Annotated in this window: 12 protein-coding genes; 6 read left to right on the top strand and 6 right to left on the bottom strand. The window is 70.7% G+C overall.

Going from position 1 to position 14,533, the window contains the following annotated elements; genetic code table 11:
• Nucleotides 1–20: 20 nt before the first annotated feature.
• From GWK25_RS01530 to clpB, 4 genes are all read right to left on the bottom strand, one after another.
• Nucleotides 21–1,664, bottom strand: coding sequence for a M4 family metallopeptidase (locus tag GWK25_RS01530; protein ID WP_215448108.1), 1,644 nt, complete (start codon nucleotides 1,662–1,664; stop codon nucleotides 21–23).
• Between the two features lie 235 nt (nucleotides 1,665–1,899).
• Entirely contained in the window at nucleotides 1,900–2,436 is a 537-nt protein-coding gene (locus tag GWK25_RS01525) for a Uma2 family endonuclease (RefSeq protein ID WP_215448106.1), read from the bottom strand.
• 283 nt (nucleotides 2,437–2,719) lie between these two features.
• On the bottom strand, nucleotides 2,720–3,256 hold the full coding sequence (locus tag GWK25_RS01520) for a YbjN domain-containing protein (RefSeq protein WP_184905588.1): 537 nt from the start codon (nucleotides 3,254–3,256) through the stop codon (nucleotides 2,720–2,722).
• 161 nt (nucleotides 3,257–3,417) lie between these two features.
• A complete protein-coding gene (gene clpB, locus GWK25_RS01515) occupies nucleotides 3,418–6,051 on the bottom strand; it encodes an ATP-dependent chaperone ClpB (RefSeq protein ID WP_215448103.1) in 2,634 nt (877 codons plus the stop codon).
• Between the two features lie 118 nt (nucleotides 6,052–6,169).
• Between clpB and GWK25_RS01510 the strand changes: the two genes are divergently transcribed.
• Entirely contained in the window at nucleotides 6,170–6,583 is a 414-nt protein-coding gene (locus GWK25_RS01510) for a pyridoxamine 5'-phosphate oxidase family protein (protein ID WP_184905592.1), read from the top strand.
• 319 nt (nucleotides 6,584–6,902) lie between these two features.
• Here GWK25_RS01510 and GWK25_RS01505 read toward each other — a convergent pair whose 3' ends face one another.
• Nucleotides 6,903–7,238, bottom strand: coding sequence for a hypothetical protein (locus tag GWK25_RS01505; RefSeq protein ID WP_033524521.1), 336 nt, complete (start codon nucleotides 7,236–7,238; stop codon nucleotides 6,903–6,905).
• 315 nt (nucleotides 7,239–7,553) lie between these two features.
• On the opposite strand from GWK25_RS01505, the gene GWK25_RS01500 reads away from it, so the two are divergent.
• Complete coding sequence (locus tag GWK25_RS01500; RefSeq protein ID WP_215448100.1) at nucleotides 7,554–8,567, top strand: helix-turn-helix transcriptional regulator; 1,014 nt, start codon at nucleotides 7,554–7,556, stop codon at nucleotides 8,565–8,567.
• 22 nt (nucleotides 8,568–8,589) lie between these two features.
• Nucleotides 8,590–9,588, top strand: a complete 999-nt coding sequence (locus GWK25_RS01495) for a helix-turn-helix transcriptional regulator (RefSeq protein WP_215448097.1) — start codon at nucleotides 8,590–8,592, stop codon at nucleotides 9,586–9,588.
• On the opposite strand, the gene GWK25_RS01490 is transcribed toward GWK25_RS01495, so the two are convergent.
• A complete protein-coding gene (locus GWK25_RS01490) occupies nucleotides 9,545–10,606 on the bottom strand; it encodes a LuxR C-terminal-related transcriptional regulator (protein WP_251828652.1) in 1,062 nt (353 codons plus the stop codon). The genes GWK25_RS01495 and GWK25_RS01490 overlap by 44 nt on opposite strands.
• Nucleotides 10,607–11,122: 516 nt before the next feature.
• Here GWK25_RS01490 and GWK25_RS01485 point away from each other — a divergent pair.
• Genes GWK25_RS01485 through GWK25_RS01475 form a run of 3 tightly spaced genes read left to right on the top strand, consistent with a single transcriptional unit; the run spans nucleotide 11,123 to nucleotide 14,480 of the window.
• The gene (locus GWK25_RS01485; protein WP_215448091.1) at nucleotides 11,123–12,664 is read left to right on the top strand and encodes a circularly permuted type 2 ATP-grasp protein; all 1,542 of its coding nucleotides are present in this window, start codon (nucleotides 11,123–11,125) and stop codon (nucleotides 12,662–12,664) included.
• Nucleotides 12,661–13,596, top strand: a complete 936-nt coding sequence (locus GWK25_RS01480) for an alpha-E domain-containing protein (protein WP_045558194.1) — start codon at nucleotides 12,661–12,663, stop codon at nucleotides 13,594–13,596. The genes GWK25_RS01485 and GWK25_RS01480 overlap by 4 nt, the downstream gene beginning before the upstream one ends.
• A gap of 5 nt (nucleotides 13,597–13,601) precedes the next feature.
• The gene (locus GWK25_RS01475; protein WP_215457133.1) at nucleotides 13,602–14,480 is read left to right on the top strand and encodes a transglutaminase family protein; all 879 of its coding nucleotides are present in this window, start codon (nucleotides 13,602–13,604) and stop codon (nucleotides 14,478–14,480) included.
• Nucleotides 14,481–14,533: the final 53 nt, after the last annotated feature.

Here is a 14,533-nt window from a genome sequence, read left to right as displayed (position 1 = left end):
TCCCGCCAGTTGACGGCCGCTCAGTTCACGTTGACCGCGCTCCAGGCCGCCGCGACCGTGTCGTACTCCGTGCTGCCCGCGCCGTAGAGGTCGCGGGCCGCGTTCAGGGTGGCAGTCCGCGCGCCGGCGTAGTTGGTCGTGGACGTCATGTAGACGGTCAGAGCGCGGTACCAGATCGCGCCGAGCTTGGCGCGGCCGATGCCCGTGACGGTCGAGCCGTTGTACGTCGGGGAGTTGTAGGTGACCCCGTTGATGGTCTTGGTGCCGCTGCCCTCCGCGAGGAGGTAGGCGAAGTGGTTGGCGACGCCGGACGAGTGGTGGACGCTGAGGTTGGCGACGGAACCGCTCCAGTGGTCCGCGGAGCCGCCGTCCCTGCTCGGCCTGTCCATGTAGCGCAGGGCGTCGCGCCCCAGGCCGGAACGGACGACCTTCTCACCGATCAGGTAGTCGCCGGGATCCTTCGGGTTCTCTGCGTAGAACTCGACCAGCGTTCCGAGGATGTCGGACGTCGCCTCGTTCAGACCGCCGGACTCGCCCGAGTAGACCAGCCCGGCGGTTCTCGAGGTCACGCCGTGGGACATCTCGTGGGCGGCCACGTCCAGGCCGACCATCGGCCCGAAGTGGACGCCGTTGCCGTCGCCGTACGTCATGCAGAAGCAGTCGTCGGTCCAGTACGCGTTCGAGTATCTGTTGCCGTAGTGGACGCGGTTGTGCGAGCCCCTGCCGTCGCCTGCGATGCCGTTGCGGCCGTGGACGTCCTTGTAGTAGTCCCAGGTCATGGCGCTGCCGTACTGGGCGTCGACGGCGACTGTCGAGCGGTCGGCGGTCGTGCCCGTGCCCCAGTGGTCGTCGTCGTCCGTGAAGAGGGTCAGGGGGACACGGCTGCTGCAGGTGCCGCCGCCGCACACGTCCGTCCTGTCGGCCGCGTCACCGGTGTAGGTGTTGCCGCGTGTGGGGTCCTTGAGCTGGTACGTCGATCCCGAGAGCGTCGTCTCCAGCGGGACGGTGCCGCTGTACAGGGACTGACCGTCGCCGGTCGCCGTCTCCATCGTGTCCCAGGCGTCGATCCGGGCGCCGGTGCGCGCGTCGGACAGCACCGCGCGGGCGACCGGGTTGCCGAGCGGGTCCAGGGCGGAGACGTTCGTGCGCCAGGCCAGTCTCGGAGCACCGTGCAGAGCGTCGACGACGAGCCGGGGTCTGGCCTTCACCTGCCGCAGCGTCTCGCCCGGCCTGGCCGAGCGCAGGGCGTTCACGGCGACGTCGGCCGCCTTGGGGGCCGGCACCTTGGGGGTGGTGCTCGGCAGCGAGATCGCCGCTTCCGCCGCCCGGTCCGCGCCGCGGTACGTTCCGTCGGGGGCCAGATGGACGACGAAGTCGCCGCCGAGCACGGGGAGTTGGCGGTAGGTCCGGTGGTACCGGACGTGCTGGGCGCCGTCCTCGTCCACGACCACGTCCCGCACGGAGGTGTCCTGCGCGGAGGTGAGGCCCAGGACCGCGGCCCGGTCGGCGAGGACCGCCGCCGCGTTGTCGAGGGCGGTGGCACGCGTCGGCCTGTCGGCGGCGTCGGCGGCCGGGGAGAGCGCGGCGGCCAGCAGTGTGGCGGTGGTGGCGATGCCGGCGGTGGCGAGACGGGAACCTCGGACGTGCTGCCGTAACCGGCTCATCAGTCTTCTGTCTCCTGGGGAAATGCCCGCGGGCGCGCGTGGGGCGGGCACCGGGGTGCGGCACATGAGAGGCGCCGGGGACGGCACCGATCTTGTGCTGGCATTCAAGAGGACAGAAGCATGTCATGTCCATACTCAATACACGGGGACGGGAGACCAGGAAGCCGAGCAGGGGAGGTCCCGTACGGCCGACGCCGTAAGGAAATGCATGACCACCGGCGTGAGCGCGGGTCTCTCAGTCCGGACGCGGGAGCTCGTCGAGGTCCAGGGTGAAGGTGCGGCCGTCCGCCAAGGGGATGGGGAGCTTGCCCGTGCCGTACTTGTGGGTGTGTGCCGCGATGTAACCCGCGCCGGTCGGCTGGGTGTGGAGGACGACTTCCTGCGCGTAGGGGTCGACCACCAGGTAGATCGGGATGCCGTAGCGTCCGTACTTGGCAGTGCAGTCGTCGTAGTCCTTGCGCGCGGAGGAGGTCGAGACGACCTCGGAGATCAGCAGGACGTCGTCGAAGCTGTACCGCTTGCCTTCCTTGCGTGCGTCCTCGCGCAGGATCGCCAGGTCGGGGGCGGAGTTCTCGTCTGCGGGAAAGTCGATGTAGACATCCGAGGTGACCTTTGCGTGACGGCCGAGAGCGTGAGCGGAGTCGATCTGCATCGACCTGATGGTGCTGGAGTGCTCTTCGCTCTGCGGGGTCATGATCACCTTTCCGTCGGCCCCGAAAAGGACCGTGTACCCCTTGGGGAACTGGGTGTGCACGATCGCGTCGACGGTCATGAACGGCTCCTTCCCTTGTGCGGTCAGGATACGGCGGACGGAGCCGCACCACCGAGCGGCGGCAAGGGCTACGAGCCGGGCCGGACCGCCCTGGGGCACACCGGGTGTCGGTTGCGTCCGAGCCGGTGACGGCGGTGCGCTCGGCGACGCGGTTACCTGCGACGCCGCCTTCCACGACCACCGCGCGGAGGCCGCGAAGCGGCTCAAGGCCGGGTTCTGGCGTGCCTCCGGACGGCCACCGGGGGCGGTCGGCCGCCGGTGGCCACGGAAGCGGGCGGGGCGGCTACGCGTCGCCCTCGTCGTCCTTGGGCTTGTCGGCCTCGTCGACGTCCTCGGCCAGGCCGAGCTGCTCGACGAGCCACTTGTCGAACTCGATGGCGGCGCGCACCCAGCTCACCGTCGACGAGACGAAGTGCTCCAGGCTGACGCCGGTGCCGATCAGCAGCTGGGCCTCGCCGATGAGGCGGACCGTGCCGTCGTCGTGGGTGTGGCTGTAGACCTTGGGCCACAGGGTGCGGCGGTTCCAGTCGTCGATGGTCTCCAGCAGGGCCGGCTTCTCGTCGATCTGGTGCGGGCGGTCGTAGAACGTGCGCACCGAGAAGACCTGCTGGTCACCCTCGCCACGGAACATGAAGTACGTACGGAATTCCTCCCACGGCGCCGCGAGGTCACCCTCGTCGTCGACGACGTACTTCAGCTCCATCTGGTCCAGGAGCTGCTTCACGAGGTCCTGATCCGGGACCACGGGGCCGGGCGGCGGGCCGGGCTGCGGCTCGGGCTGGCCCCCGAAGTTCGGAATCGAGGACGGGTCGATGCTCACCGTGATTTTCCCTTCGTACGGATTCCGCCATCCTCCCCCATGCGGGGGCGGGAGTGGCAACCCCCGCCCCGCGTGGTTCGTCGCCCTTGGCCGGATCCGGGAAGGGATTCGCCTGCGGATTCAGCTACGAGCGTGGACGGGAACCTTTCGGGTACCCCCGGTCACGCGTTCTTTTCCATCGACGGGGCAGCCTGGCCGTCCGTCGTCGGTCCCACGATCAGGCCCTCCCCCTCCCCGAACGCGTCCACCCGGACCGTGTCGCCGTCCTTGACCTCGCCGGAGAGGATCTCCTTCGCGAGGCGGTCGCCGATGGCGGTCTGGACGAGGCGGCGCAGAGGGCGGGCGCCGTAGGCGGGATCGTTGCCCTCGTCCGCGAGCCAGGCCAGGGCCTCGGGGGTGATCTCCAGCGTGAGGCGGCGCTCGGCGAGCCGCTTGGAGAGGCGGTCGATCTGGAGCTTGGCGATGCGCTCCAGCTCCGCCTTGTGCAGGGCGGAGAAGACGACCAGGTCGTCCAGACGGTTGAGGAACTCCGGCTTGAAGGAGGCCCGGACCACCTCCAGGACCTGCTGCTTCTTCTCCGCCTCGGTGGTGACGGGGTCGACCAGATACTGGCTGCCCAGGTTCGAGGTGAGGATCAGGATGGTGTTGCGGAAGTCGACCGTGCGGCCCTGTCCGTCGGTGAGCCGGCCGTCGTCCAGCACCTGGAGGAGGATGTCGAAGACCTCCGGGTGGGCCTTCTCCACCTCGTCGAGCAGGACCACGGAGTACGGGCGCCTGCGGACGGCCTCGGTCAGCTGGCCGCCCTCCTCGTAGCCGATGTATCCGGGGGGCGCACCGACCAGCCGGGCCACGCTGTGCTTCTCGCTGTACTCCGACATGTCGATGCGGATCATGGCCCGCTCGTCGTCGAAGAGGAAGTCGGCGAGGGCCTTCGCCAGCTCGGTCTTGCCGACACCGGTCGGGCCGAGGAAGAGGAAGGAGCCGGTGGGGCGGTCCGGGTCGGCGATGCCCGCGCGGGAACGCCGCACGGCGTCGCTCACCGCGCGTACGGCCTCGGTCTGGCCGATGAGACGGCGGCCCAGCTCGTCCTCCATGCGGAGCAGCTTCTGGGTCTCACCCTCCAGCAGGCGGCCGGCCGGGATGCCGGTCCAGGAGGCGACGACGTCCGCGATGTCGTCGGAGCCGACCTCGTCCTTGACCATGGTGTTCTTGGACGCGGCGGCCTCCTCCTCCGCCTCGGAGGCTTCCTCCAACGCCCGCTCCAGCGTGGGGATCTCGCCGTAGAGCAGCTTGGAGGCGGTGTCGAAGTCGCCGTCGCGCTGGGCGCGTTCGGCCTGGCCGCGCAACTCGTCGAGCTTCTCCTTGAGTTCACCGACGGCGTTGAGGGACTGCTTCTCCTTCTCCCAGCGAGCTGTGAGGCCCCGCAGCTCCTCCTCCTTGTCGGCGAGGTCGCGGCGCAGGCGCTCCAGACGCTCGCGCGAGGCGGCGTCGGTCTCCTTGTCGAGGGCCATCTCCTCCATGCGGAGCCGGTCCACGGACCGCTGGAGTTCGTCGATCTCGACGGGCGAGGAGTCGATCTCCATCCGGAGGCGGGAGGCGGACTCGTCGACGAGGTCGATGGCCTTGTCGGGCAGGAAGCGCGAGGTGATGTACCGGTCGGAGAGGGTGGCGGCGGCGACCAGCGCCGCGTCCGCGATCACGACCTTGTGGTGGGCCTCGTAGCGGCCCTTGAGTCCGCGCAGGATGGCGATGGTGTCCTCGACGGTCGGCTCGGCGACCAGCACCTGCTGGAAGCGGCGCTCCAGCGCCGGGTCCTTCTCGATGCGCTCGCGGTACTCGTCGAGGGTGGTGGCGCCGACCATGCGCAGTTCGCCACGGGCCAGCATCGGCTTCAGCATGTTGCCGGCGTCCATGGCGGAGTCGCCGCCGGCGCCCGCGCCGACGACCGTGTGCAGCTCGTCGATGAAGGTGATGATCTGCCCGTCGGAGTCCTTGATCTCCGCGAGCACGGTCTTCAGCCGCTCCTCGAACTCGCCCCGGTACTTCGCCCCGGCGACCATGGCACCGAGGTCGAGCGAGACGAGCCGCTTGTTCTTGAGGGACTCCGGCACATCCCCCTTCACGATCCGCTGGGCGAGCCCCTCGACGACGGCCGTCTTGCCGACGCCCGGCTCACCGATAAGCACGGGATTGTTCTTCGTACGGCGGCTGAGCACCTGCACGACCCGGCGGATCTCCTGGTCCCGGCCGATGACGGGGTCGAGCTTCCCCTCCCGCGCGGCGGCGGTGAAATCGGTCCCGAACTTCTCCAGGGCCTTGTACTGGCCCTCCGGATCGGCGGTGGTCACCCGGCGTCCTCCCCTTGCCTTCTGGAACGCCTCCTGCAACTTCCTGGCGCTCGCCCTTTGCCCGGAGAGTACGTCCCCGGCCTGGCCGCCCTTCTCCGCGATCCCGATCAGGAGGTGCTCGGTGGAGACGTACTCGTCGCCCAGCTCCTTGGCCTTGGCCTGGGCCTCGGCGACGACGCTCAGCAGCTCGCGGTTGGGCTGCGGCGGCGAGACGGTGGAGCCGGTCACGCTGGGCAGGCCGGCGAGGATCTTCTCGGCGCCCGCGCGTACGGCCGCCTGGTCGGCGTCGACGGCGGCGAGCAGGTCGGTGATGTTCTCGTTGTCCTGGCCCTGGAGCAGAGCCAGCAGCAGGTGGGCGGGGGTGAAGTCGGGGTGTCCCTCGGACACGGCCCGGTTGCTGGCCGCGTTGATCGCGTCCCGGCTCCTGTTGGTCAGCTCGGCGTCCACGTTCGCGTTTCCCTCCTGGCGTCAGCCGTCGGCCATGGTGACTTGAGTAACGTACACAAAGTTGAGTCTATTCCACTCAAGGTGGAGTCGGGAGCGTTCCCCGTTAGATTCCAGGACCGTGAGCACCTACCGAGTGGATCCGGGCGATCCCGACGACGCGTACCTGGCCTTCTGGCGGGAGCGCCACCTCTGCACCCTCACCACCCTCCGCGCCGACGGCAGCCCCCACGTGGTGCCGGTCGGGGTCACATACGAGCCCGGGGCGCGGCTCGCTCGGGTGATCACCAGTTCGACGAGCGCGAAAGCGCGGCATGTGGCTCTCGCCGGGGAGGAGGGCGCCCGGGTCGCCGTCTGCCAGATGGAGGGCAAGCGCTGGGCCACGCTGGAAGGGCGCGCGTTCGTCCGCACGGACCGGGAGCGGATCGCGGACGCCGAGCGACGGTACGCCGAGCGGTACGGCAGGGATCCGCGACCGAATCCGCAGCGCGTGGTGATCGAGATCGAGCTGACGCGGGCGCTGGGCCGGGGCTGACGGGGCCGCCGGCGGGAGGGGAGGGCTACGGGGCCGGCCGCCCGCGCCGGTGACGGGCCGCCGAGGGCGGCGGCGGGCCACCAGGGGCGAGGGCGGGCCAATGGTGACCGCCTGCTTCCGGTTGACCTTTTTTCGGACAGATGCCGGACGGACGTCGGCCCGACGCCGGGCCGACGAGCGGGCGGCGGTACGGCTCCGATACCGGGAGGGGTCCCGAAATGTCCCCGCAAACCTGCAGCGGCGTCACCGTGTTCAGGTCACGGTGACGCCGCTGCTGGGGGGAAGCGCCTGAGCGATTTGAAACGACGGGGGAATCGCTTCAGGCACTGCGGGGGGTGGCTGAGACGGCCGTGGAGGCCTGGGTCTCCGGCTCGGCGAGCCGGTGGTCGCGCTGGTCGAGATTGACGAAGACCATCCCGTACCGAACGGCACACCGCACGGGCTGCGGCGCGCCGCGCGGTCGCCGCAGACATCGGTACGCCCGGATGTCCTCGTCCTCGTCCCGGGTCACCACCACCGGTTCGCCGAACACGGTCACCATCAACGAGTCACCGCTGTGGGGGATGGCGGTGGCCAGGTCGATGAAGTGCCAGCCGGAGCGATAGGCGGTGGCCATCTCGCGCCGGAAGGAACGGTCGTCGGGAGGAGTGGTCATGTCAGGCCTGCACAGTCTCGTCCGAACCCTGTGGCGCCACTGGCCAGATACTGTCGCCGGGCACGATGGTGTCCATCTGCACCACCGCCCCACCCCAGTAGCTGTCCGCGGGCGCGTCGCTCTTCGCAGCGGAGTGTGTGCTTACCACCCCGAAGGCCATAACGGCGGAGAAGGCGGCGACAAGCACCGAGCGAAGCAATCCTTTACGCATAGTCGGCTTCGTCCTCACTTGAAGGTCCCCTCTTCCCCCGTCGCATACGACGATGGCTCATTCGGGCACGTCATGGCCACATAATCGGTGCATCATGTTCCTGCATGTTCAGGACCCTGGGGGGTGGAGATTTGGCAACAAGCTGGACCAAAGGGACACATCCTCATGCGGTGACCGAACTGTGCGAGGACGGCAGCCGTCTCTACGCGAATGCTCTTCGCGCGGGACGTATCGACCGTACGGATGTGGAGACGGCTCCCTGTCTGATGGAGTTCGGTCTGCTCCAGCCCGATCCAGACGACGCGAACTGGCTGCGCCCCGTCCCTCCGTCGGCCGCCCTGGCCCAGCGGCTGCACCCGCTGGAACGCGAGATCAACGAGCGCCGACGGCTGACCACCGAACTGGCGGAGACCTTCGAGCCGTTCATGGCCCTCAGCGCCCGGGCCACCAGCGACACCCACTCGATCACGGTGCTGGAGGGCAGCGACCGGATCAACGCCGCGCTCGACCTGGCCACCTCCCAGTGCCAGAGCCAGATGCTCACGGTCCAGCCGAGCACCAACCGCCCCGAGCGCAGGATCGTCCAGGGCCTGGAGCGCGACCGGCCGTTGCTCGAACGCGGCGTGAGCATCCGGACGCTCTACCAGCACACCGCCCGCTACAGCCCCGCGAACCTGGCGTACGTGGACCAGGTGGCCGGCAAGGTGGAGATACGGACCATCGACGAACTGGTCGAACGCCTCATCGTGTGCGACGAGACGGTCGCCTTCATCCCCACCCGTGACGACCGGCAGGTCGCCCTGGAACTGCGCCACCCCGGCCTGGTCCGCTATCTGATCAAGGTGTTCGAGTTCATGTGGTCCCGGGCGGTCCCGCTGACTGCCGGCGCCCCCTACGAGACCGCTTCCGACGGCATCACGGAGATCCAGCACTCCATAGCCAAACTCCTCGTCGAGGGCCACGTGGACGAGGCCATAGCCCGCCGCCTAGGCATGAACGTCCGCACCTGCCGCGCCCACATCGCCAAACTGGCCACCGCACTCGGCAGCGGCAGCAGGGCGCAACTGGGCTATCTCATCGCCCAGTCGGGGATGTTGGAGCAGGGGCAGAGCCACTGACAGCCGAGGGAAGCGAGCGCAGGTGACCAGCGAGGTCCATGGGCATCGGGCCGACGAACTGTGCGCAGCGGGCCTTGAGTTGTACGCGCGAGCGCTGCGGGACGGCCAGGTGCGCGGCGAGGAGGCGTCCGCGGCGCCCTGCCTGATCCAGGCAGGATTGCTGCACCCGGCGATCGAGGATCCCGACCGGCTGGAGCCTGCGACTCCCGCGACCGCCCTGCACCGTCTCCTGCGGGGCATCGAGGAACGGATCGCCGAGGAGCGGCGCCGGGAGGAGCGGTTGGCGACGGTCTTCGAGCCGTTGCTGCGGGCCGCCGAGCGGTCGACAACACCGGCGGACATCGGCGCTTCGGCGATCACCCTGCTCGGCGGCGTCCAGCAGATCAACACCGCCATCACCGAGGCCCTGGCCGAGGCGAAGCAGGAATTGCTCTGCATTCAGCCGCACAGCCACCAGCACGGCAAGCGCGGCCAGCAAGGGCAAGCAGTTTCACTCGGCCGCGATCAGGCCGTGCTGGCCCGAGGCGCCCGCATCCGCACGCTCTACCCGCACACCCTCCGGCACTCCCCCTTCGTCCTCGACCGCTACGAGCGACTGCGCGGAGACGCCGAGGCCCGCACCCTGGACCAGGTCACCGACCGCCTCATCGTCGTCGACCGCACGGTGGCCTTCATCCCCGCCGACGCCGATCACACCCTGGCCCTGGAAATCCGCCACCCCACCCTGATCTCCTTCTTCGCCACCACCTTCGACCGCCTCTGGCACTTGGCGACGCCCATGTACCCCGAGGCCGTCCGGCTCCCCGTGATCGACGGCTTCACCCCGCGCCAACGCGCCATCGCCCGCCTCCTCGTAGAAGGCCACACCGACACCGCAATAGCTGACCGCCTGGGACTCAACGTCCGGACAGCCCGTGCCCACATCGCCAAACTCGCCGCCCAGCTCGGCAGTGAGAGTCGGGCGCAACTTGGCTATCTCATAGGGCAGTCGGGGATTCTGGAGCGGGAAGCGGCGCCGTAGGGGCGGGCACCCTGAGGGGTTCGTCCGCCGGCGTCGTGCGGGGCGGACCGTCCAGGCCCGCCTCCGCGATGCGCACGCCCAACTGCGTGCGGCTGGCCGCGCCGAGGCGTTCGGAGAGGCGGGCGATGTGGGCACGGCAGGTGCGCACGCTGATCCCGAGCCGCTCGGCGACCACCGCGTCCTGGTGGCCCTCCGCCAGCAGCGCCGCGATGGACCGTTCCCGGTGGGTGATGCCCGCGACGCCGGTCGAGGGGAGGGACGCGGCGAGCGGGACGCCGAGGCGCCAGAGGCGTTCGAAGACGGTGACCAGGTACTCCACCAGTGCCGGGTGGCGGATCTCCAGGGCCATGGTGCGGTCGGAGTTCGCGGGGATGAAGGCCACCGTACGGTCGAAGACGATGAGGCGTTCCACGACCTCGTCGAGGGTGCGGGCCTCCGCCGACTCCCCCATCAGCTCCATGTAGTTGTGCAGGCCCTGCCCGTGCCGGGCCACATGCGTGTACAGGTCCCGCATCCGCACGCCCCGGCGGCACATCGCCAGTGCCCGGTGCAGCCCCTCGCGCAGCTCGTCCTCGCGCCGGATGCCGCCCGGCTGCACGGTCAGCACCTCGGTCGTACAGCGGTCGGTGGCCTCGTCGATCGCCGCCCGGATCCGGGACAGCCCGTCGAGCACCCGGATCGCCGTGCTCTCGGCCGGATGCGGTCCCCGGGAGCTGCCGAGCCCGGCGTACCACTCGACCGCGTCGACCGCCGCGCCCATCCGGGCCTGACTGGCGCTCACCTCGGCGTGAACACTGCGCAGCAGCCGGGTCATGACCTCCTGCGGGGAGGTCGGCACCAGCCAGCCCATGTCGTCGGGGTCGGGGTGCAGCAGCGCGAGTTCGAGCAGACAGGGCACGGCGTCGGCGTCCGCGCGCGGGACACGGCCCCGCCGTACGGCCCTGGAGTACACCCGGTCCCCGGCCGCGCAGAGCCGGTCGGCACCGTGCGGATGCTCCTCGGTCGCGTGCCCGGCCATCACCCATTCACCCCCGGTTCCAGCCCTTCGCAGCGCAACTATGCGCGGCCCGCACCGGCTCCGCAACACGGCTGCGCCATGGTTATGCCCCAATAGGAGGGATAGTGTCCGCCTTTCTCCACCCCTCAGGCAGTGCGCTCTGCAACAAGGTCCACGACCCGGGACTCAAGTCCCGGGCTTGCACAGCGGGCGCCACTGGCTGTGGTGCTGCGCTTGCGTCCGGTCCCGCCCCCGGATCTCGGGGGCGGGTCTGGGGCGGTTGACTGCGCCCGGGTCCGTTGCGCCCTCGCGCCCCCGCGGCCCGCACCCCCGCACGCCCGCACGCCCGCACGCCCGCGCGAACGGCTGGGCGTCGGACGGAGACCCCGGTGCCTGCTCCCCGCGCGCGGCCGCACCCCGCATCCCCCGCCCGGCCGTACTTCAAACCCTCCGTTTCCGCAGGTCGTGGCCGCCCCCGCAAGGTGGCGGAAACGCGTTGGTGATCAGGGTGTTACTGAGCGCGCTTACCGTCGGCCCATGGCGGACATATTTGACGCGTACGCGCTGGCCGACGCGTGGGACGAGATGTTCGAGCGGCCGGGTGAGGTCAGGGCCGCCTACGAGCCGGTGCTCGCGGCGCTCCAGCCGATCGAGCCGGCCGAACTGCGGTTCAGGGCGGACCAGATGGCCCGCGCGTTCACCGACCGGGGCGTGACCTACGCCTTCGCGGGCGAGGAGAGACCCTGGCCGCTGGATCTGGTGCCGAGGATCCTGGACGCCCTGGAGTGGGACCTGATCCAGCGCGGAGTCGCCCAGCGGGTACGGGCGTTGGAGGCGTACCTCGCCGACGCGTACGGGCCGTGCCGGGCCTTCGAGGACGGGGTGGTGCCCTGGCGGCTGCTCCTCAACTCCCCCCACTTCCACCGGGCCGCGCACGGCGTGGAGCCCGCGGGCGGGGTCCGCATCCATGTCGCCGGCATCGACCTCGTACGGGACGAGGCGGGTGACTTCCGGGTGCTGGAGGACAACGTCCGGGTGCCGTCCGGGGTGTCGTACGTGATCGAGAACCGGCGCGCGATGACCCGGGTGTTCCCGTCCCTCTTCGCCGAGCAGCACGTCGTGCCCGTCGACGGCTACGCGCAGCGGCTGCTCGCCGCGCTGCGAGCCGCCGCGCCCGGCGGGATCGGGGACCCGCGCGTGGTCGTCCTCACCCCCGGCCCGAACAACGCCGCCTACTTCGAACACGCGCTGCTGGCACGGCTGATGGGCGTGCAGTTGGTGGAGGGCCACGATCTCGTCTGCCGGGGCAACCGGGTGTGGATGCGGACCACCCGAGGGGAGATGCCGGTCCATGTCGTATACCGGCGCCTCGACGACGACTTCCTCGATCCCCTCCACTTCCGGCCCGACTCGGTGATCGGCTGCCCCGGGATCATGAGCGCCGCGATGGCGGGGAACGTGACGCTGGCGAACGCGGTCGGCAACGGCATCGCGGACGACAAGCTGCTCTACACCTACGTCCCGGACCTCATCCGCTACTACCTCTCCGAGGAACCGATCCTCCCGAACGTGGAGTCCTTCCGGCCGGACGAGCCCGGACAGCTGGAGGCGGTCCTCGACCAGATCGACCAGCTGGTGATCAAGCCGGTCGACGGGGCCGGCGGCCAGGGCATCGTCATCGGGCCGAAGGCGGACCGTCAGACGCTGGAGCGCACCCGGGAGGCGGTGGCGGCCGATCCGCGCGGCTGGATCGCGCAGCGGCCGGTCGCGCTGTCCACCTCCCCCACCCTCGCCGGCGAACGGATGGCCCCGCGCCACATCGACCTGCGGCCCTTCGCCGTCAACGACGGCGACGAGGTGTGGGTCCTGCCCGGCGGGCTGACCCGCGTCGCCCTCCAGGAGGGCAACCTCATCGTCAACTCCAGCCAGGGCGGCGGCTCCAAGGACACCTGGGTGCTCGCCGAGGGCCCCGCCGAGCAGCGCCCCGAGGCGATCGGCGGCCCGCTGCCGCAGAAGGCACCGCGCCTGCTCGGACCCGACGGCACCCGCGCGGTCGTACAGGAAGGGGCGCAGCAGTGAACGACGTGATCCTCTCCCGGATAGCCGAGGCCCTGACCTGGACGGGACGGTACGTGGAGCGGGCCGACGCGACCGGCCGCATCCTCGACGCCTACCTCCACCGCCTCCTGGAGGACCCCTGGCGCGACGAGGACGCCGCCTGCCGCTCGCTCTACGCGATCCTCGGCGTCGACGCGCCCGACCGGCACTGCGACATGCAGCAGGTGCTGGACCGGCTGGCCTTCGACGCCCGCTCGACGGGGTCGATCGAGGGCGCGCTCGGGGCGGCGCGGCTGAACGCCCGCAGCGCCCGCGAGGCGGTGTCGTCGGAGATGTGGGAGTGCCTGAACTCCACCTGGCACGCGCTCGCCGACCAGCGCACGGCCGCGCGCCGCACGGGCGGCCCGTACGCGTACCTGGAACTGGTACGGCGTCGCGCGGCCCTCTTCTTCGGGCTCGCGGACTCCACCATGAGCCGGGACGACAGCTGGCGTTTCGTGGTGCTGGGCCGCAGCCTGGAGCGGGTGGACATGACGGTGCGGCTGCTGTCGGTACGGGTGCTGGACGCGGCGCACGCGCCGGACTGGCCGACCCTGCTGAGCGCGAGCGGCGCCGACGAGGCGTACGCGCGGGTGCACGGCGGGTTCGGCGACAGCCCCAAGGTGGCGGAGTTCCTGCTGCTGGACCGCGACTTCCCGCGCTCGGCGCTGCACGCCCTCACAACGGCGGAGGAGTGCCTGGCGGCGCTCGGCCGCCCCCGCCAGGACCCGGCCCGGCGTCCGATCGGCGCCCTGCGCACCCACCTCGAATATCTCGACTCCGAGTCGCTGGAGGCCGGGCTGCCGGCGCTGCTGCGCGACCTCCAGCAGGCGTGCATGGCCTCGGCGGAGGCGGTCGCCGAGAAGTTCTTCCCGTACCAGGGGCCCGTCGAATGGGCTCAGGAAGGCGCGTGAGCACGATGAACCTGCCCGCAACGGCCGCGACGGCTCCTCGGGCGACCCGGCGTCTGCGCATCCGGCACACGACCCGCGTCGCGTACGCGCAGCCCGCGGCCTCCTCCCACAACGAGGTCCGCATGACGCCGCTGACGCTGCCCGGCCAGACCACCCTGGACGCCCGGGTCCTGGTGAACCCGTCGACACCGACCTGGTCGTACTGGGACTACTGGGGCACCCAGGTCACCGGCTTCGACCTCATCGAGCCGCACTCCGACCTGACGATCACCGCGACCAGCCTGGTGGAGACGTCCCCGCCCGAGCGGCTCCCGGACGCGCCGGACCGGGCGTCGATCCGCCGGGCGAGCGCCGACTCCCGGCTGCTGGAGTACCTGACGGCGACGGGCCGTACGACGCTGCCGCAGGACCTGCTGGACCGGGCCCGGGAGGCTTCGGAGGGTCTCTCCGCGCACGAGACGGCGATCGCGGTCTCGTCCCTGGTCGCGGACCGCGTGGCGTACGTGCCGGGCGCGACCGGGGTGCACACGAGCGCGGCCGAGGCGTGGGAGCAGGGGGCCGGCGTCTGCCAGGACATCGCCCACCTCACGCTCGGCATGCTCCGCGGCCTCGGCCTGCCGGCCCGCTATGTCTCGGGCTACCTCCACCCGGAGCGCGAGGCCGAACTCCACCGTCCCGTCGCGGGCCAGAGCCATGCCTGGATCGAGTACTGGGCGGGCGACTGGACGGGCTACGACCCCACGAACAGCGTCCCCGCCGACGAGTCCCACGTGGTCGTGGGCCGAGGCCGCGACTACGACGACGTGACACCGCACAAGGGCATCTACCGGGGGGTGGCGGGGGGCCCACCGGAGGTGACGGTCGAGTTCACCCGGGTGGCTTGAGGGCTGCCACGGATGGCCGGGCCGCCCGAGCTCTGCCTCGGGCCGGCCGGCCG

Origin of the sequence: Streptomyces sp. ATCC 21386, assembly GCF_018728545.1 — a bacterium.
In the GTDB taxonomy this organism is placed as follows: Bacteria; Actinomycetota; Actinomycetes; order Streptomycetales; family Streptomycetaceae; genus Streptomyces.
The sequence above is the reverse complement of the archived record's forward strand: the minus strand, read 5'-3'. Positions and strand labels throughout refer to the sequence as shown.

What these genes read in the sequence shown, in the direction of transcription:
- GWK25_RS01530 (WP_215448108.1), bottom strand. Translation starts at nt 1,664, where the DNA reads ATGAGCCGGTTACGGCAGCACGTCCGAGGTTCCCGTCTCGCCACCGCC.
- GWK25_RS01525 (WP_215448106.1), bottom strand. Translation starts at nt 2,436, where the DNA reads ATGACCGTCGACGCGATCGTGCACACCCAGTTCCCCAAGGGGTACACG.
- GWK25_RS01505 (WP_033524521.1), bottom strand. Translation starts at nt 7,238, where the DNA reads ATGACCACTCCTCCCGACGACCGTTCCTTCCGGCGCGAGATGGCCACC.
- GWK25_RS01500 (WP_215448100.1), top strand. Translation starts at nt 7,554, where the DNA reads ATGTTCAGGACCCTGGGGGGTGGAGATTTGGCAACAAGCTGGACCAAA.
- GWK25_RS01490 (WP_251828652.1), bottom strand. Translation starts at nt 10,606, where the DNA reads ATGGCCGGGCACGCGACCGAGGAGCATCCGCACGGTGCCGACCGGCTC.
- GWK25_RS01485 (WP_215448091.1), top strand. Translation starts at nt 11,123, where the DNA reads ATGGCGGACATATTTGACGCGTACGCGCTGGCCGACGCGTGGGACGAG.
- GWK25_RS01475 (WP_215457133.1), top strand. Translation starts at nt 13,602, where the DNA reads ATGAACCTGCCCGCAACGGCCGCGACGGCTCCTCGGGCGACCCGGCGT.